The organism is Lachnospiraceae bacterium JLR.KK002 (assembly GCA_036941025.1).
In the GTDB taxonomy this organism is placed as follows: Bacteria; Bacillota; Clostridia; order Lachnospirales; family Lachnospiraceae; genus Petralouisia.
Map to the genome: position 1 here is coordinate 966,179 of JAYMNP010000001.1, position 18,230 is coordinate 984,408.

The 18,230-nt window shown below is 45.5% G+C and carries 15 protein-coding genes; 7 read left to right on the forward strand and 8 right to left on the reverse strand.

Annotated elements, in window-relative coordinates:
• Positions 1–198 precede the first annotated feature (198 nt).
• Together VSQ32_04610 and VSQ32_04615 are read left to right on the forward strand one after the other, a co-directional pair.
• Positions 199–708 carry a DUF4365 domain-containing protein gene (locus VSQ32_04610; protein ID MEH2942157.1) on the forward strand — a complete coding sequence of 170 codons (510 nt, stop codon included), beginning with the start codon at positions 199–201 and terminating at the stop codon, positions 706–708.
• Entirely contained in the window at positions 705–1,853 is a 1,149-nt protein-coding gene (locus tag VSQ32_04615) for a hypothetical protein (GenBank protein ID MEH2942158.1), read from the forward strand. Before VSQ32_04610 ends, VSQ32_04615 begins: the two co-directional genes overlap by 4 nt.
• A gap of 78 nt (positions 1,854–1,931) precedes the next feature.
• Here the strand turns inward: VSQ32_04615 and VSQ32_04620 are convergent, their stop codons facing one another.
• The 3 genes from VSQ32_04620 to VSQ32_04630 are packed head-to-tail and all read right to left on the reverse strand — an operon-like array spanning position 1,932 to position 6,792.
• On the reverse strand, positions 1,932–4,196 hold the full coding sequence (locus VSQ32_04620; GenBank protein ID MEH2942159.1) for an N-6 DNA methylase: 2,265 nt from the start codon (positions 4,194–4,196) through the stop codon (positions 1,932–1,934).
• A 12-nt stretch (positions 4,197–4,208) separates the two neighbouring features.
• Positions 4,209–6,575 (reverse strand): DEAD/DEAH box helicase family protein, encoded by a 2,367-nt coding sequence (locus tag VSQ32_04625; protein MEH2942160.1) that lies wholly within the window; start codon positions 6,573–6,575, stop codon positions 4,209–4,211.
• Entirely contained in the window at positions 6,565–6,792 is a 228-nt protein-coding gene (locus tag VSQ32_04630; protein ID MEH2942161.1) for a helix-turn-helix transcriptional regulator, read from the reverse strand. The genes VSQ32_04625 and VSQ32_04630 overlap by 11 nt, the downstream gene beginning before the upstream one ends.
• Before the next feature lie 631 nt (positions 6,793–7,423).
• Here VSQ32_04630 and VSQ32_04635 point away from each other — a divergent pair.
• Positions 7,424–8,071, forward strand: coding sequence for a hypothetical protein (locus VSQ32_04635; protein MEH2942162.1), 648 nt, complete (start codon positions 7,424–7,426; stop codon positions 8,069–8,071).
• Between the two features lie 86 nt (positions 8,072–8,157).
• Here VSQ32_04635 and VSQ32_04640 read toward each other — a convergent pair whose 3' ends face one another.
• The 4 genes from VSQ32_04640 to VSQ32_04655 form a co-directional block, all read right to left on the reverse strand.
• On the reverse strand, positions 8,158–9,093 hold the full coding sequence (locus VSQ32_04640) for a phage major capsid protein (protein ID MEH2942163.1): 936 nt from the start codon (positions 9,091–9,093) through the stop codon (positions 8,158–8,160).
• Positions 9,094–9,154: 61 nt separating this feature from the next.
• Positions 9,155–9,457: a hypothetical protein gene (locus tag VSQ32_04645; GenBank protein ID MEH2942164.1), complete on the reverse strand. Its 303-nt coding sequence runs from the start codon at positions 9,455–9,457 to the stop codon at positions 9,155–9,157.
• Complete coding sequence (locus VSQ32_04650) at positions 9,454–9,996, reverse strand: P27 family phage terminase small subunit (protein ID MEH2942165.1); 543 nt, start codon at positions 9,994–9,996, stop codon at positions 9,454–9,456. The genes VSQ32_04645 and VSQ32_04650 overlap by 4 nt, the downstream gene beginning before the upstream one ends.
• 135 nt (positions 9,997–10,131) lie before the next feature.
• Positions 10,132–10,275, reverse strand: coding sequence for a hypothetical protein (locus tag VSQ32_04655; GenBank protein MEH2942166.1), 144 nt, complete (start codon positions 10,273–10,275; stop codon positions 10,132–10,134).
• On the opposite strand from VSQ32_04655, the gene VSQ32_04660 reads away from it, so the two are divergent.
• On the forward strand, positions 10,274–11,353 hold the full coding sequence (locus VSQ32_04660; GenBank protein ID MEH2942167.1) for a hypothetical protein: 1,080 nt from the start codon (positions 10,274–10,276) through the stop codon (positions 11,351–11,353). The two genes, VSQ32_04655 and VSQ32_04660, sit on opposite strands and share 2 nt — an antisense overlap.
• A gap of 124 nt (positions 11,354–11,477) precedes the next feature.
• Here the strand turns inward: VSQ32_04660 and VSQ32_04665 are convergent, their stop codons facing one another.
• On the reverse strand, positions 11,478–12,746 hold the full coding sequence (locus VSQ32_04665) for an HD domain-containing protein (GenBank protein MEH2942168.1): 1,269 nt from the start codon (positions 12,744–12,746) through the stop codon (positions 11,478–11,480).
• Between the two features lie 374 nt (positions 12,747–13,120).
• Here VSQ32_04665 and VSQ32_04670 point away from each other — a divergent pair, with 374 nt between their 5' ends.
• The 3 genes from VSQ32_04670 (at position 13,121) to era (ending at position 18,129) form a co-directional block, all read left to right on the forward strand.
• Positions 13,121–14,035 (forward strand): mechanosensitive ion channel domain-containing protein, encoded by a 915-nt coding sequence (locus VSQ32_04670; protein ID MEH2942169.1) that lies wholly within the window; start codon positions 13,121–13,123, stop codon positions 14,033–14,035.
• An 83-nt stretch (positions 14,036–14,118) separates the two neighbouring features.
• Complete coding sequence (locus VSQ32_04675; GenBank protein MEH2942170.1) at positions 14,119–17,034, forward strand: insulinase family protein; 2,916 nt, start codon at positions 14,119–14,121, stop codon at positions 17,032–17,034.
• 183 nt (positions 17,035–17,217) lie between these two features.
• The gene (era, locus tag VSQ32_04680; GenBank protein ID MEH2942171.1) at positions 17,218–18,129 is read left to right on the forward strand and encodes a GTPase Era; all 912 of its coding nucleotides are present in this window, start codon (positions 17,218–17,220) and stop codon (positions 18,127–18,129) included.
• The last annotated feature ends 101 nt before the right edge of the window (positions 18,130–18,230 follow it).

The window sequence follows — 18,230 nt, forward strand, 5'->3', positions numbered from 1 at the left end:
TACGGGGAAAGTTCCGAAGAATGCGGTAAAATGGGCATTCTTCGGAAGCATTTGGTGTTTAGGTGGTGTTTAAAGTTATTTAACGATATTTTATCAAATTAAATATAGCGGAAAAGAAATGAACGATAAATTTTTTGGATATTAGGTAGACGAAATCTGAAAAAATGATATAATAAACATTATATGAGGAGGTGCGCTATGCAGATAACACAAATAAAAGAAGACATTAGTATAAGTTATATTTCTGCTCTATGTGCATATGCTGGCATAGCGTATGAAATTGTGAGGCATGATGCGGATAGTACAGATGGCATTTTGAAAAAGCGGATTTTATTAGGCGGGAATAAAAAATTTAACACTGAACTCCGAATCCAGTTGAAATGTACATCTTCACCATCCCAATATACTGACCATGGTGATACGCTTACATATAAACTCAAGGTAAAAAATTATAATGATTTATGTCTTCCATCAACCACACCAATTATATTGGGGTTGCTTATATTGCCTGAAAACGAGGAATTGTGGGTTAATTGGACAGAAGAGGAATTGTTGATTAAGGGATGCATGTATTGGGCAGAATTTTCAAAAGAAACCGAATCATCCAATGAAGGAACTGTAAGTGTAAAAATCAATAAGAAAAATGTCATTAATGTGGAAAGCCTACGGAACATATTGGAAATGATTGCAAAGGAGGAGTGGCCATGATATATTCTGTTAATTTTATGGATTTGACCGAAAAAATCAGCCCACTTGCATTTGCGAAATATTTGAAAGATATGGGCTGGGAGCAGTATCAAAGCAAGAGACAATATATAAAAATTTTTCAGTATGAAAAAAATGATGATTTTTTCCAGGTTATTATTCCTACAGAAAAAAAACTTAATGACTATAAAGAAGCAATGTATAAGGCAGTTGTGACAGTAGCAGAAGCTGAAAATAAATCTGTTGAGCAAGTTCTGCTGTATCTACTGAATCCGAATACAGATATTTTAAAAATACGTTTAGAAAAAAAGGACGTTGAGGCAGGAAACATTTTTTTTGATGACGCGATTCGTATGTATGAAAATGCAAAGAGATTATTAGCGGCAACGGCATTGGATATTTTACATCCTAAGAAATATCATCAAGGGAGAATGGATGATTGTGTATTAAAATTTCTATCAAGCTGTAGATTTGGACAGACAGAAATAGGAAGCTATGTCGTATCAGTTGTATGCCCATTTGCAGAACTCGATGAAAATGAAGATTATAAACAATTGAGCATTTTTTCAGATGAAGAGCAGTGTGCAAATTCATTGACGCGGCAAGTGACGAGCCGCGTTATGAAAAATATTTCTTTTATAAAAAATCAGATTGATAATGGAGAGATGGATAAGCTTATATTACAAGATGAAGATAAAATTATAAGTGCAAATTTTTATGAGGCATTAGGGGGGCTTAATCTTGATTCAAATGGAGCAGATGTGGAATTCATTGCTGAATGGTCTCCAATTGTAAAAAACGCTGATTGTGTCAAAAGCAGGATATTACTTACACATGATTATTATCAGCCAATTGAAACAACAATTGAAAGATTGAAAGACGAAACGAATAAGTCTACAAGAATTATTGGCAGAATTAAGAAATTGGAATCTTCTCCGGACGTTCAGAAACGGAAGATTGGAAAGATTACGGTTGTTTATTTGGATGAGAATGATAAACGAAAAACTGTCACTGTTAATTTGAACAAAAACGAATATGATAAGGCTATTAAAGCGCACGAAAGAGGATTCCATGTGGAAATAGTAGGAGAAATTTCGTGTGGAAGAAACGCTTCTATGACCTGCGAGTCGTTTGCGGTAATTGAATAAAGTATAAATGAAGTTGAAAATAAAAATCATAATGCTAAGATAGGAGTTCGTTGCTCTTTTCTTAGCATTATAGCTATGTTAAACTGTTTTTTCGCACAATGGCATGAGTTTTTCTAGCCGTTGTACAATTCGCTGTTGTTCTTCAATTGGTGGTAATGGAAAAATCGAATTTGCAACTTTATCACTATTGAGATTTTTTACTACCTCACCTGAAACTTTGCCAGAAAATTGGTTATACGCAAAATAAGAAGAAAGTAACCAATAAAGATAATCTTGGTCAAACACAGGAAAGGGTTGGCTAATTACGAGCCAACCATCATGGATGCAGCCGTCTATTTTGAGAATATATGGTCGTCCATAACTCATTGAATTTGTCAATAAAAAATCGCCAACATGAACAAACCTGCTTTTAGCGACACCTTCAGGTCTTATCTTTTCAGCAGTAGAATAGATGTATTTTCCGTTTTTTTCTGTGTCTCCTATCTTAATCCAATTAATGCCATCTTCCGAAGTGGTAATAAAATTTGTAATAGGTCGAGGTGAACCTCCTCTGGCAATAATGCAAATAGTTCCTAAACGTACCCATTCCCATGTCTCTGGGATTTCAAAAGGAATATCAGATTCGTCAATTTCCTGAATGACTTTTTTCTTTACTCTTTGACCGTCTAATGTCTCGGCTAAAGACTTCTTCGCTTTCATTATAAGTTGATACGGTAAAGTATCTGTTTCTAGTCTTTCAGATAGATTGCCTTGAATGGCTGATTGCAATATTGCATTGCGCATGGTTGCTGGAAATTCTTGCGTTAAGCTTCCTAATTCAGTTGTAATAGCACTAATATTTTGCAGCTTTATTGAATAATCGCCTTCAAGATACTTTTTTAATGATAAAGTAGCCATGTCTAGTTTCTTTTCTAATTGTTCACGTTTGCTAATATAAAAAGAAAGAGCATCTTCTGGAGTTTGAATGATTTTTTCTTCCATTGGGAATCCACAGAAATCAAGATTGTAATTGCTTGACTTAATTTCTTCAATAGTTACACAACGAGACTTCCAGGATTCTATAACGGAATCTTCGTGGCGTTCGTCTCGGATTTCTATTCTATTATCCCACCATTCGTCTATAGAAACAAGTTTTTCGCGTGTTATAGGATTTTTTTTCATGCTAAAATTACAATCTCTTGGCAGATCAAAGCGATAAAACCATGTTTCAGTGGTACTACCCGTCTTATCAAAAAAGAGTAAATTTGTTGCGATGCTGGTATATGGTGCAAAACAACTTCCTGGTAAACGGATGATAGTATGGACTTTACATTCTTTAAAGAGTTTTTCTTTTAGCTTTATTAAACGAGCATCTTCATTTTGAAGAAAACCATCAGGCAAAATTACGCCACAACGTCCATTCGGATTAAGACGATATAATATTTCGATTATAAATAGGTTTGCGGTTTCGGAATTTCTGATTTGTGATGGGAAGTTCACTTGTATAGCATCTTGCTCATGGCCACCGTATGGAGGGTTCATAAGAACAAAATCAACTTTTTCATTGTCTTTGTAATCCCGCACATTTTTCATGAGGGAATTCTCATGATAGACACGTGGGTAATCCACATCATGGAGCAGCATGTTGGTGGTGCAGAGCATATAGGGGAACTGCTTTTTTTCCACGCCGAACACGGTCTTCTCAATAATGGCATTGTCCTCGGCTTTCTTCCGCTGTTTCCGCAGATGTTCTACAGCGTCAATGAGGAAGCCCCCTGTGCCGCACGCAAAATCAGCCGTGACTTTGCCAAGCTGTGGATTCACTTTTTCTGTGATTAGCTGCGTCAAGGCGCGCGGCGTGTAGAATTCGCCGGAACGTCCTGCGCTCTGCAGGCTTTTCAGCAGGGTTTCATATATCACATTGAAGGAATGGTGTTCTTCCCGGTCATCGAAGTCAATGCCGTCCAGCAGGTTGACGGCTTTGCGGATGCACACACCGTCCTTCATGTAATTGTAGGATTCCGCCATCATTTCCTTCACGATTATCCTACGCCTGGAACTTTGCGCGGTTATGGACAGATTCTTTAATTCCGGGAACAGGGTATTGTTCACGAAATTTACCATATCGTCCCCGGTCATCTGGTCTTTCTGGGATTTTCCCTTTGCCCAGTTCCGCCAGCGGCATTTTTCCGGGATGGCGCTTTGGAATCCGTCCTCATACAGCTCCCACATATCCTCTTTTAAGTCATATACTTTCAGGAACAGCATCCACACGAGCTGCGACAGCACCTGGACGGTCCCGTTCACGCCGTCGTCGTCACGCATGATGTTCTCCCATGATTTTATCAGGTTTCCGATTGCCATATGTCCCTCCGTTTACGCTACATATATCTGCTTTTCGATTTCCGAGAGCATTTCCATATATTTCTCTTTCCCGCCGAAGCCCTTTACAATGGCAGTCGGCGCGTTGATCTGTATAAATTCCGGCATGTTCAGGATGCGCATATTGGTAAGCTCGTCAATGTTCCGGTCACGGTACGCATCCAGCAGCAGGCGTATGACGCCCTGGTTTTCCTTACTGAATTTATCGAGGTAGCCGGACACCAGTATGCGGTCGATGCGTTCCTCCTTAGTCAGCGGCTGTTTTTCATAGCCGATATAAGAGAGGACGTCGTAATCATCCACATGGCTTTCCGGGATCGTTTCACGCACGAAATCAATGAACACGCCGTCCGCGACAAGCTGGTCCAGCAGTTCCTGCTTCTTTTTCTGCGCGAGCCATATTTTCCTGAACTCTTCATAATATGGGTACAGCCTGCGCAGGTTGCTGCGGGAATAGTCGATGATGGATTCGGTGATCAGGTTCCCGTTGGCGTCCAGGTATTCCACCTTTTCGTTTATGATGCTGACAGGGATGCCGTTGATCACATATTTTTCACGGCCAGTAGGTTTCTGCCCGCCGGGCCGGTCTCCGCTATGGCCGTCTGTATCATCGGAAAAGCCGTTGCTGTTACCCATAGCATCATCTGGAATGTCTGCCTCCGGACTGCCGTCTGTGAAGCTGCCATCTTCACCAACGTCTTTTATCTGTACAGGGTCGCCGTCAAAAGCCGGGTCTGCAAATTTCACATAATTCCTGCGGAAGTCCATGATAGTGAAATACAGTTTGCCGCAGTCCTCGCGGACGCGGGTGCCGCGCCCTATGATCTGCTTGAATTCCGTCATGGAGCCGACCGTGCGGTCGAGGACCACGAGCTGGCAGGTCTGGGAATTTACGCCCGTGCTCATCAGCCTGCTCGTGACGGCGACCACAGGGTACGGCTCATGGGGGTCTGTAAAATCCTCCAGCAGCGGCTTTTCATCCGAACCGGCGGTGATCTGTGCAATGTAATGAGGCTGTTCCCTGACCAGGTCTTTATTTTCATTTACCAGGGCATTGCGCATGCGTTCAGCGTGATCGATGTCCTCACAGAACACAATGGTTTTAGAAAAGCGTCCGGTTTCTTTCAAAAAGTCGGAGATGCGCCTGGCAACGGCAAGGGTACGTTCCTCCACGACCAATGTACGGTCAAAATCCTTCTGTTCATATATCCTGTCCTCAAGGGGCTTTCCGTGGATATCCAGTGCGCCCGGTGCGGGACGGTATCCGTTCACGTCTATGTCCAGATTGACGCGGATGACCTTGTATGGGGCAAGGAAGCCGTCGTCAATGCCCTGTTTTAAGCTGTATGTATAAACCGGATCCCCGAAATATTCGATATTGGATGTATCCTTTGTTTCCTTTGGCGTGGCCGTCATGCCGATTTGTATGGCCGAGCTGAAATACTCTAGGATTTCATGCCAGGAACTGCCCTCATCGGCACTCCCGCGGTGGCACTCGTCCACAATGACCAGGTCAAAGAAGTTGCGGTCATAGGCGGTGTAATAGTTTTCCGCCCCGTTCTTCATCTGGTGGTATAAAGAGAGATAAACCTGGTGTACGGTATCCATCTCACGGTTTTCAAGGCGGTGCATCTTTTTCCCGAACGGCGCAAAATCGTCACGCATGGGCTGGCCGACAAGGACATCCCGGTCAGCGAGGAAAAGGGCGCGCTTTACCGCGCCTGCCTGCAGCAGCCTCCAGATGATCTGGAATGCGACCAGTGTCTTGCCTGTGCCTGTGGCAAGGACGACCAGCATACGCCTGTCGCCACGGGCAATGGCCGCCAGGACGCGGTTGATGGAGATCCACTGGTAATAGCGCGGTTCGTGGTCGCCTTCTTTATAATGGTAGGGGACGGAGAGCATCTTCTCCTCCTCATCGGTAAAACTGCTCTCTGCCCGGTAACGCTGCCATAATTCTTCAGGGGATGGGAATGAGTCCAGCGAGATATCCGTGGATTCTTCCCCAGTCAGCATGTCGTGCATGGTAAAAGAATCTCCATTGGACGCAAATGCAAAAGGCACATCCTCCATATGCATGGCGTATTTGATCGCCTGCGGCAGCCCGCCTAATGGGGAATGGCCGTTATCCTTGGCTTCTACAACGGCAAGCGGGAAATTCAGGCTGGTGTCTGAATAGAATAGAAGGTAGTCAGCAAAGTATGCTTTCCCGCGCTTTGCCTTCTTCCCGTCGATCATGATGCGCCCTTGGGTTATAGGGAATTCCATGCGGATGCAGTTTTTCGGCCACGTCCGCTCAATGGCCGGGGTGATGAAGTTCAGCTTTATCTCTTCTTCGGTCATCTGCTTTTTATCGATCATGTCCCGCGCTCCTTCCTGTCTTGATATGGTGCAGGATGTCGCCATAGTCGCAGTCCAGTACATCGCATATCCTGCCGAGGACGGCGATTGAAACTTCCTGCTCTTTCCGCATCCGGGTCATTGTGTTTGGGGCGATGCCAGTCGCTTTCTGCAAGTCGGATGCACTCATTTTTTTATCGATCAATAATTTCCATAATGGATCATAGGATACGGACATAGTTTTTCTCCAAAGGGTGATGTTTGGTATCTATTATAGGGTAGCCATACACATTCTGTCAATTAGATTTCGCAATATGTTGCGATATTTTCTTTTATTGAAATCCGGTTTAAACACAGAAAGAGCAAGAAAAGCGGGCGGCTGATCAGGGTATCAGCGCCTGCTTCCCTCGGTTATTTTTGGATGGGAATTATTTGGATGCGTATCCTGCTTTTGTATCGCAGACCATGTCGGGTTCGGATTGTGCCGGAGATGCAAGTGAGATGTGGATGGAACCTTCTTCGTAAGCCACCTGGATGGCATCCCCGATGTGGAAACCGAGCGCCTCCAGCTATTTCCCCTCCATCTGGATTTTCGGTGTTTCAATGTACCCGCTGCCGAAGTAATGGCTTTTACTTTGCCGTGCGCGTGTGGAATACTGTACTTTCATTTTCTTTGTCTGCATAAGCTGCCTCCTTTTCTTTTGGTACGGACATGTTAAATCTGGTTTGGGATAATAGCAAGGTAATCCTGTGCCATAAACTGCACAAACATCCAGGCAGATGATTGTCCAGTATTCTGGGGATTTCTGCTTGCTATTCTGTGCGGACAGAGCGAACATGTACCTACCAAAACGAAGGAGGGCATACATATGCAGATAGATATCAGATTTGAACTAAAACCGAAACAGCGGCCAAAGCTGGCGGAGGAGATCGCCACGGCATTGCACACAGTCCCATGCTACCAGAAAGCGCCGAGCCTGGCTTATAAAATCGGTGACTGCACATTGGAAAGGGACGGGACGCTCCGCATCCCGGACAGCGTGGATAGGGAAACGGTCAGCAATCTATTGGAGCATTTGAAAGGAAAAGGCTTCACAGGCGAAGCGGAACAGACGGAGGACAGGCTGACCGTCAGCATGCCAAAAGAATTGTTCACACTGGGAACGTTGGAGAACCTTGCAAAGCTGGTAGAGAACAAAGGTGGGCTGATGGCGCGGGCTTTCCAGGCTGATGAAATCCGCATTACGGTTACGGAAGATGCGGTCAGCTTCCCGTGTTTCCCATTCACGGCTAATCCGAATGAAACAACGGCTTATACGGAATTCGTGGAAAAGCTGTGCGGGATGGTAAGGCGCGTGAAGCGTGTATCGGGCAAGCCGACGGAAACCGACAATGACAAATACGCGTTCCGCTGCTTCCTGCTCCGGCTCGGCTTTATCGGGGATGAGTACAAAGCCGCCCGAAAAATCCTGCTGAAGAACCTCACCGGTAATTCGGCTTTCCGGCATGGGAAGTAAATACCACAGATTTAGGAAGATGCCCTGTCCCCTGGATTTGCGGATGCAGGGCATTTTCCGTGGTATCGTTTTGATTTGACGGATGCCTATTCTGCCTTTATCTGCAAAGTCTTGACGGCCTCCGGGCGGGTGAGCCTGCCGTCCAGGAACTCATAGGCAAGGTAGCCTGTCTGGTGCTGGAGGGTGAAACGCTCCGTCAGCGTCCGCACGGACAGCGGGAGGCGGTTCACGATCCAGTAATGGCTGAAATCCCCGAATGCAACGGGCAGTCTCCCAGGGGCGGCGGACGGCATGAATTCTGAGGTATGCACGGGTTTTCCAAAGATAGTGTCGCTGTTATGGTTCCACAGGTAGCTTCCGCCCGCATCCTTTAACGTGCGGAGCGCGAGGGCAGTCTCGTCATTCATGATCCACACGCCGTTTTTGCGGTATTCCGGCTTGACGGAGAGGTACAGCTTTGCCATATCGTCAAAGCTGATCTCTGTGGCTGTAAGGCCAACCTCCGCGCCGTCTGTGCCATGCAGGATGCCTGTCGGCATTCCTTCGCTGCTCCCATTGATAAATGCGTTTTCCTCTGCCCTGCCGAAACTTTTTGCCAGGTGTGCGGTGAGGTAGCTTTCCGCGTCAAAGCCAATATCCTTTACATAGTTGTTGGTGAGCTTTGCGATGACCGCCAGCTTATTGCAGCGGAAGAGCTGCCTTGTAAGGCCACCTGTGGCGTCCATTATGCTGACTTTGCCGTTTTCCGGTACCCATTCAGCGAGGTCTTCACACACGGAAGTCCAGATGGAGCCTTCCGACTGCGGCGCGCTGATGCAGGTGGCGAGCTGGCGGAAGACGCTCTCCCTGCGCAGAGCCTCCTGGAACTTCTTATTGCTGTCAGCCGGGAGGACGAGCGTGTCATGCAGGGAATTCCCGCTCTGCATGATCTCACGAGGGGTCTGGTCGCCCCTCATGGCTTTATCCCAGAACGCCCTTTTGTATTCCGACGTGCCGATTGTGTAGATGTCATATGCTGTCATAAAATCCCTCCTTGAAAATAATGTGTGTCTGTGAAATATCAATGTGTGTATCTGCCCGGATTCACCCGGTGTGTTTTGCACAGGACTTCCCTGCGGACTTATGGTATTTCCTTGTAAGCCGTTTTGCGGCGGCGGGGTGGAGGTACTGGCATTTTACACAGGCTTCCATCATGTTTTCGATGCTGCCGTAAAAATAGGAATGCCCGCGGTACTGCATACAGAAAAACTTATCCGTTGTAATATCCCTTGGGGCGAGTAGCAGCACGGCGTTCTCCTTATCCTGCACGGCGATGTCCAAAACAAAGAAGCTGTCAAAGTCCACATTGCCCCGGAGGTAACGTGCGATTTTTCCTGGAAGTTTCATCGCAGTCCCTCCCTTGCCCGGAGCAGCCGCTCCATCACGCTGTCCTGCGGCGTTGCGCCCTGGTATTCGGTGGAGCAGTTCTCCTTGACGATCTGGTAGAGCATCGCCCACATCTGGTTGGACTGCTTCATATAGTTCTGCGCCATGCTGACGAACGGCGAGGCGATGGCCTGCTGCGTGGTCGGGTGCTTCGCCAGGAAGCCGAATTCCGAGATGGCCTGCTCGCACTGTATCCAGCGCGAAACGCTCATGGCGTACTGTTCGATCAACTGCGTTTTCACCAGTTTTTCACAGCCGCGCTCTTTGAGCCACTCCCATGTTTCTGTGTAGATCTCTTCGGCACAGAACTTCCCGCCGTTCTTCTGTTTCTCTATCATATAGTCTTTTGGCGCGGGCATCTCCACACATTCCAGTGTGGCGGTTTCCGGCGCGCCCATCACCATGAGCGGGCGTTTGCCCGGATTGCCCGCGCCTATCTTTTCTGCCAGGGCTTTGGGCGGCCGCCCGCCTGTGCCCGGCATTGGCCCTCTTTTTCCCATATGCTGCTCCTTTCCGGGAAGATCCCTTGAAAACTTATGGGGTTAATACCCCAAAAACTTATGCGGTTTTTACGCGTGTGCCTGCCCGCCCGTCAGGCAGGAGGGCAGGCACAGAGGTGGAGGCCGCCCCTGCGCCTAATAGATGCGGAAACGGTTGCTGACGCCGCTCAGGCAGAGGCCGGCCTTGCGGTCATGCTCCTCCGTCCAGCGTGTGAGGCCGCGGCGGATGATGTAGTCCTCCATGTCCCTGTAGTGCAGGAAATGCACGCTGTACATCATGCCGATGATGCTCCATGCGGCAGGCTCCGGCTTTTTGCTGCACATGACCATCATCGGCACACACCTTTGCCATGAAGAAGAAGCGGAAGATGTGATAAAGTTTATAGAGCATTACTGGAGAAAAGATCATATTTTTGTTTTATCACGGGAATTGTTTGACTGGCAGCATTATGATTACAGGAATAAAAGATATAATTTTGTTGTAGCGAAACACAGAAAAAATGGAGAGATTCATTCCATATTAGGTTTTGTGCCTGCCAGTCAGTTTGACGATGGGATTGAAGCACTGGAGGTATGGCCCTGTATCTGGAAATCCAGAGATGATATTCATGTAAAAGGCCTTGGGGTTTCACTGTATTATTATATGAAATCACATTTGGAAATAGAGACTGTCTCTATTCTTGGAATCAGCGAAATTGCTCTGAGCATTTATAAGCACTGGAATTTTTCCACAGGAAAGATTGAGCAGTATTATTGCCCTAATATGGCATGTGCGGAGGAACTGTCAGCGAATCGTCAGGAAATACCTTTTCCCGATAAAGCAGATGGAAGCTGGAGAATAAAACAGATATCTTTAGAAGAATATCAGAAGCTGGAAGAACACCATAAAATATTTACAGAAATAAGTAAATATAAATCCAAAAATTATTATATAAACAGGTATTATAATCATCCCATATATAAATATGGTTTCTATGGTATTATAAAGGATAACGACATATGTTCCGTTTTTGTGACACGTGAGTGCGGAAATGGGACAGCAAAATGTTTAAGAATTGTTGATTATATTGGTAAAACTGATAATCTGATTTATGTAAGAACTGATTTAAAAGAACTTATGGAAAAATTCGGGTATGAATATATTGATTTTGTAGTTGTGGGAGCTGATTATGATGTTCTGAAAAAGGCCGGATTTATAAACAGAAAAGAACATCCGGAAACAATTATACCGAATTATTTTGAACCTTTCCTGAAGAAAAATATTGATTTGGATTATGCGTTCAAATCAGTCGATCCGGAAGCGATGGCACTGTTTTATAAAGCGGATGCGGATCAGGACAGACCTAATATGTTATAATACAGGGGCTGCTGCGAAATAGCCGCTATATACAGGATATGGGAATTAAACTCTATGAGGTTTCAACCATATATTGTATATAAGCTGCATTTTGCAACAGCCTCCTGAACTGTTCAGAAAAATTTTACTGATATTTCGAATTATAATGAAGCAGAATATTATTCAGAAAATGCTTCTCATCCATCATATGGTGATAGCTGTGGAATACGGAAGAACAGGAATCAAAAGTTTTTTCCATAATCTGCCGGAAATATTTTTCCAGTGCCAGCAGGATGGCGTCGTCCATATGGCAGCTCTGGTATCTCCTCTTTAAAAACGTAAACAGTTTTGCATGGTATGTAAAATCCGTATTGTGGGTCAGAACATTGCTGATAAGATAGGAGAGTGCTACAATCTCAGCAGCGGGAGCAGGTGTAAAAGAAACTGCCTCATCTTCTGACCAGCATTCCAGAAGCAGAAACGATTCGTCGATAATCTTAATAATCTGAGGATCCACCGTATCTTTGAGAATCTTTCTGGTCACGTCCAATGTGGAATTCTGGTACAGTTCTTTCAGGTAACGGTCATAGTCGCTTATGTTTTCCACATGAGAGGACAGGGAAATTTTACCGATATTGTGGAGTATGGCCGCAAGCTGAATGGTTCTGCCGGAAATTGACGACAGGTGCAGCGTGTCGGCAAACTGTTCGCTTAAATGTACTGCATAACTGGTGTGGAGCGCTGTATATTCATTTCGGAAATCCACAGAAAAAATAAACATCATAAGATAATCGTGAATCTGGGCTTCGGACAGCGTAATCTGATTCCTGGTATATGCGGTGAGTTCCTGCTGGTATGCTCCGGTACGGATGTTGTCAAGGATATGATATTTTTCATCTGCACTCCGAAACCAGCGGATATTGGAGTCGGAAAATACCGTGTAGCTTCCGGAGTCCAGAAAAGAATTCAGTTGCTGTGTATCGTTTAAAACGCAGAAAATATCAATGCGGTCCGCCAGATAAATCAGCCTTGCAATGTCCCTGTGATAATTACCGATGGGAACCGGGTAATACTGGGCATTACAGTGATGATGATATAAAATAACATCGGCATATTCCGGAAGGGGCGAAAAATTCTGAAACAGCAGATAACCAAAAACAGAATGTGCCAGGGGGTCGTTCATATCAAAACTGAGCATGGAGTCAATTTCATCCTCCTGATATGCACCAATATCATGAAGCAGGCCAAGCATAAAAATATCCTGTTTCTCCTGTTTCGTGTAATAACTGGTATCTGCCAGCATTTTCATCAGAATATATGAAACACGTTCTCCGTGATTGATGAGACGTGGATCTACATGACGGAAAGAATGACAGATAACATCCACAATGTTAATAAGCTGGGAACTGTTCATATACACACCTCCATTTCCGGTAAATAACTGTTCAGACCTCATGTCCGGGAATCGGCAGGAAAATTTGAACTGTTACGAACAATTGTAACAGTTCAGTCTATGACTTCCCTGTTACGGAATCCGGCACATTTAAAATTTGCTTTCAGCAAAGGGCCGGATTCCCCGGCTAAATTCACATTTTCTTACGGACTTTGCAGCAGGTGCAAAGTCCTGGTCTGAACTGTTATTGAACAATTACACAATTTTTAAAAATTGTTTGCCTTTCTATTGTAAATATTATACTATAATTATAGTGAATTCGGGGCCGGGTGTCAATCAAAATTCCCGCTGCGGAACCACATGGGGAAAGAATAGAATGAGAGGAAAATGGTTTTATGGAAGCAGTAAAAAATATATTGCCAGGGAATATTCTGGCGGAAACCAGGACAGATAATCTGGCAGAATTGCAGGAATTGCAGAAAGTGGCAAAACCGGGGGTACTGAAAAGCCACCTGGAGGATATGGTTCCTTATCTGGTGGATTTTGCGGTGCGGGTACTGATAGCTCTTGTCATCTATCTGATTGGGAAAAGGATTATAAAATGGCTGCGGAAGGTACTGAACCGGGCGCTGGAACGCTCTGGTGTGGACGAGGGAGTGAAGCAGTTTCTGGATTCCTTTTTCAAAATCATCCTCTATTTTGTACTGGCCATGGCAGTGATTAATCAGCTTGGCGTGGAAACCACTTCCGTGGTGGCAGTCCTTGGTTCAGCCGGACTGACCCTTGGACTTGCATTACAGGGAAGCCTGTCCAATTTTGCAGGGGGTGTGCTGATTTTACTGTTTAAACCCTTTAAAGTTGGAGACTATATTATGGAAGATACTCATCAGAATGAGGGGACTGTGTCGGAAATTATGATTTTTTATACCAGGCTGGTGACTACGGATAACCGAACCGTGGTGATTCCCAACGGAACGCTGGCCAACTCCAGCCTGACCAATGTAACCCAGCAGGATAAGCGGCGGGTGGATGTATTTGTGGGAATTTCCTATGAGGCGGATATTCAGAAAGCGAAAGAACTTCTCACAGAACTGCTGCTGTCTGAAACTGCCAGACTGGAAGAGGAAGAACTGTCTGTTTTTGTGGACGCTCTGGAAGACAGCAGCGTGAAACTGGGCTGTCGTATCTGGGTGGCGGCAGAAGATTACTGGAAGGTAAAATGGAGGCTGAACGAACAGATTAAGGAAATCTTCGACCGGAACCAGATTGAGATTCCGTATAATCAGCTTACGGTTTCTCTGAAATCATAACCGGGACACGTTGACAATTCTGGAAAATTATGGTACTCCTGTATGGAAGACAGAAGGACAGAAAGGGAAGGAAATTACAAATTATGAATCTGGAAAACTGCAAAGCATATGAATTACTGGAAGAAAAGGAACTGGAAGATATCAAATCCACGGGCTATTTGCTCCGGCACAGAAAAAGCGGCGCAAGAATCACCCTGATATCCAATGAAGATGAAAATAAAGTATTTTATATCGGATTCCGCACGCCGTCTCTGGACAGCACCGGAGCAGCTCATATTCTGGAGCATTCCGTACTGTGCGGTTCTGAGAAATTTCCGGTGAAGGACCCGTTTATAGAGCTGGAAAAAAGTTCTCTGAATACATTCTTAAATGCCATGACCTATCCGGACAAGACCATTTACCCGGTGGCAAGCTGCAATGACAGGGATTTTCAGAATCTCATGGAAGTATATATGGACGCTGTGCTCCATCCGGATATTTATAAGCACAGGGAGATTTTCTGCCAGGAAGGCTGGCATTATGAAATGGAAGATATGGACAGCCCTCTTACGATTAATGGAGTGGTCTATAATGAGATGAAAGGAGCTTTTTCCTCCCCGGACGGGGTTCTGGAGCGGGAGATTTTAAGCAGCCTTTATCCGGACACTTCCTATACCTATGAGTCCGGCGGAAATCCTGAGAACATTCCGGAACTGACTTATGAGCGGTTCCTGGAGTTCCATCAGAAATATTACCACCCCTGCAATTCCTATATTTATCTCTATGGAAACATGGATATGGAAGAAAAGCTGGAGTGGATGGACCGGGAATATCTCAGTAATTATGAGAAAATTACGGTGGATTCCGAAGTCAGACGCCAGGAGCCTTTTACAGCCTTAAGAGAAACCGTCATTCCCTACAATATTGCCGGAGGTGAAAGCCTTCGGGACAACACATATCTGACTTATAATGTCAGTGTTGGATGCATACTGGACAAAACGCTGTATGTCGCCTTTGACATACTGGATTACGCCCTGCTCAGCGCACCGGGAGCGCCCTTAAAGCAGGCATTGCTGGATGCCGGAATCGGAAAGGATATCCTGGCTTCCTTTGACTGCAACAGCCTGCAGCCCTTCTTCACCATTATGGCCAAAAACAGCAATCGGGAGAAAAAAGAAGAATTTCTGAATATTATTCGGACTGTTTTAAAAGAACAGGCAGACCAGGGCATCAATCAGAAATCTCTGCGGGCAGGTATTAACAGCTATGAATTCCGGTACCGTGAGGCAGATTACGGACAGTTCCCCAAAGGGCTGCTTCTGGGAATCAAATGTCTGGACAGCTGGCTTTATGAAGACAGCCAGCCCTTTCTTCATCTGGAAGAACTGGAAGTCATTGAATTTTTGAAAACGCAGGTAGAAACGGGATATTTTGAAGAACTGGTTCGGAAGTATCTTCTGGATAATCCCCATAGCACAGTGGTAATTGCGGAGCCGGAATACGGACTGAATACAGAAAAAGAAGAAGCCTTGAAGAAACGGCTTGCAGAATACAGAGCCTCTCTGAATACTCAGGAGCTGCAGGAGATTGTGGATTTCACCCGCCATCTGAAACAGTATCAGGAGGAGCCTTCCGCTCCGGAAGATTTGGCCAGAATACCCATGCTTTCCAGAGAAGACATCAAAAAGACAGGAGAAAAACTGTATATCCGTCCTGAGAAAGTGGATGATACCCTGGTGCTCTGCCATGATATTGATACCAATGGAATTGCCTATTTCAGTCTGATGTTCGATGTGGGAGACCTGCCGGCAGAAGATTATCCGTACCTGGGGATTCTGAAATCCGTACTGGGGTATGTGGATACCGAAACTTACAGTTTTCAGGAACTTGCCAATGAAATCAATCTGTATACGGGAGGGATTTTCAGCAATTTCGGCATTTATCCCCATGCGGAGCAGGACAGCATTCTCCTGAAATATGAAATAAAAATCAAGACCTTATACCGGGAAATTCCCAAAGCCATGGAGCTTGTCCGGGAAATTCTTTCCTGCAGCAATTTCCGGAGGCAGGAGCGGCTTTATGAAATTCTGGCCCAGTTAAAGTCCAGGCTCCAGATGAGCTTAAACAGCGCCGGGCACTCCACCTCCGCCATGCGTGCCATGTCTTATTTTTCGGAGAGCGCCAGATATACGGATATGACTCAGGGCATTGAATTTTATCAGGTGGTAAAAGAACTGGAGGAGCATTTTGAGGAAAGGAAAGATGAGCTGAGCGGCAGGCTGGAAAGACTGACAGAGAAGATTTTCCGGAGAGATAATCTGATGTTCAGCGTTGGGGCAGAGCCGGAAGGCATGAAGCTGGTGGAACAGGAGATTCCTGCCATGAAAGCGGTTCTTTCCCGGAAGGGCCCGGAGGAAATCCATACAGGCATTTCTCTGGAAAAGAAGAACGAGGGATTTCTGGACGCTTCTCAGGTTCAGTATGTATCGCGGGCCGGAAGCTATAAATCGGCAGGGTATCGGTATACGGGCGTTCTTCGGATTCTGAAAGTCCTGCTGGGATATGATTATCTCTGGATAAATATACGGGTAAAAGGCGGCGCTTACGGCTGCATGAGCGGATTTACCCGAAGCGGCGACGGATATTTTGCTTCCTACCGGGATCCGAATCTGGGGAAAACCAATGAGGTTTATGAGAAAATACCGGAATATCTGGAGCACTTCCAGGCAGATGAACAGGAAATGACAAAATATATCATCGGAACATTCAGCAGCGTGGATGCACCGCTGACTCCCGCCGGGAAAACCGGACGCAGCGCCACCGCATATCTTACCGGTGTTACGGAGGAAATGCTTCAGAAAGAGCGGGAAGAAATACTGAATGCCAGTCAGGAAGATATTCGAAATCTGTCCGGTCTGGTAAAGGCAGTGCTGGCAGAACATGCTTTCTGCGTAATCGGAAATGAAGAAAAGCTGAAGGCAGAACAGGAACTGTTTATGGAACTGAAAAATCTGTACTAGAGATAAAATGTTCCCTGGAAAAGAAATCTATATTGAACAGTTCAGCTCACGCCCCTTAAAACAGGCCACAGACCGCCCGTATTATGTGTTCATTCATGTCAGCATGATTCATCCATAATGCAGGCTGTGGCTGAACTGTTAATCCATATTAAATTACAGAAGAATCAGCACTAAGGAGAGGATATGAATTCAAAAATTAAATCAGGATTTGTTACTTTAATCGGCAGACCCAACGTGGGAAAATCCACACTGATGAACCATCTGATCGGACAGAAAATCGCCATTACCTCCAAAAAGCCCCAGACCACCCGGAATCGGATTCAGACCGTGTATACGGATGAAGAAAAAGGACAGATTGTATTTGTGGATACGCCGGGAATCCACAAGGCCAAAAACAGGCTGGGAGAGTATATGGTAAATGTGGCGGAACAGACCCTGCACGACGTGGATGTGATTTTGTGGCTGGTGGAGCCCACCACTTTTATCGGAGCCGGGGAACGCCATATCCTGGAAAAGCTGAAAAAGGTAAATACCCCGGTGATACTGATTATCAACAAGACAGATACGGTGAAACGAGAAGACGTCTTTCTGTATATTGACACGTACCGGAAAGAATATGACTTTGCGGAAATTGTGCCTCTCTCTGCCCTGCGGGGAGAAAATACGGAGATTCTGCCGGATTTGATTTTCAGATATCTGCCCTACGGCCCCATGTTTTACGATGAAGATACGGTGACAGATCAGCCGGAACGCCAGATTGTGGCAGAAATTATAAGGGAGAAGTCCCTCCATGCGCTGGACGAGGAGATTCCCCATGGGATTGCGGTTACCATTGAGCGGATGAAGGAGCGGAAAAAGAGTGGAATCATTGATATTGAAGCGACTATTATCTGTGAGCGTGATTCCCATAAGGGAATTATTATTGGCAAAGGGGGCGCCATGCTGAAAAAGATAGGAAGCAACGCCCGGTTTGAGATTGAGAAAATGCTGGAACATCAGGTGAACTTAAAGCTCTGGGTGAAGGTGAAGAAAGACTGGAGGGACAGTGAATTCCTGATTAAGAATTTTGGATACCGCAGGGACGAGGAAGCCTGACATTTCTGCCAGAATTTATATAGTATATCTGTGATACGGACAGGATACCCTAATGAGTGACAGAAGGCCAAAAGGCCGGATGAAATCCGCACGGTACCGGC

Excerpts from the sequence above, each read along its gene's own strand:
- VSQ32_04665 (MEH2942168.1), bottom strand. The coding sequence starts at position 12,746 with ATGAACAGTTCCCAGCTTATTAACATTGTGGATGTTATCTGTCATTCT.
- VSQ32_04660 (MEH2942167.1), top strand. The coding sequence starts at position 10,274 with ATGCCGATGATGCTCCATGCGGCAGGCTCCGGCTTTTTGCTGCACATG.
- VSQ32_04610 (MEH2942157.1), top strand. The coding sequence starts at position 199 with ATGCAGATAACACAAATAAAAGAAGACATTAGTATAAGTTATATTTCT.
- era (MEH2942171.1), top strand. The coding sequence starts at position 17,218 with ATGAATTCAAAAATTAAATCAGGATTTGTTACTTTAATCGGCAGACCC.
- VSQ32_04625 (MEH2942160.1), bottom strand. The coding sequence starts at position 6,575 with ATGATCGATAAAAAGCAGATGACCGAAGAAGAGATAAAGCTGAACTTC.
- VSQ32_04645 (MEH2942164.1), bottom strand. The coding sequence starts at position 9,457 with ATGAAACTTCCAGGAAAAATCGCACGTTACCTCCGGGGCAATGTGGAC.
- VSQ32_04670 (MEH2942169.1), top strand. The coding sequence starts at position 13,121 with ATGGAAGCAGTAAAAAATATATTGCCAGGGAATATTCTGGCGGAAACC.
- VSQ32_04615 (MEH2942158.1), top strand. The coding sequence starts at position 705 with ATGATATATTCTGTTAATTTTATGGATTTGACCGAAAAAATCAGCCCA.
- VSQ32_04650 (MEH2942165.1), bottom strand. The coding sequence starts at position 9,996 with ATGGGAAAAAGAGGGCCAATGCCGGGCACAGGCGGGCGGCCGCCCAAA.
- VSQ32_04630 (MEH2942161.1), bottom strand. The coding sequence starts at position 6,792 with ATGTCCGTATCCTATGATCCATTATGGAAATTATTGATCGATAAAAAA.
- VSQ32_04620 (MEH2942159.1), bottom strand. The coding sequence starts at position 4,196 with ATGGCAATCGGAAACCTGATAAAATCATGGGAGAACATCATGCGTGAC.
- VSQ32_04635 (MEH2942162.1), top strand. The coding sequence starts at position 7,424 with ATGCAGATAGATATCAGATTTGAACTAAAACCGAAACAGCGGCCAAAG.
- VSQ32_04675 (MEH2942170.1), top strand. The coding sequence starts at position 14,119 with ATGAATCTGGAAAACTGCAAAGCATATGAATTACTGGAAGAAAAGGAA.
- VSQ32_04655 (MEH2942166.1), bottom strand. The coding sequence starts at position 10,275 with ATGATGTACAGCGTGCATTTCCTGCACTACAGGGACATGGAGGACTAC.
- VSQ32_04640 (MEH2942163.1), bottom strand. The coding sequence starts at position 9,093 with ATGACAGCATATGACATCTACACAATCGGCACGTCGGAATACAAAAGG.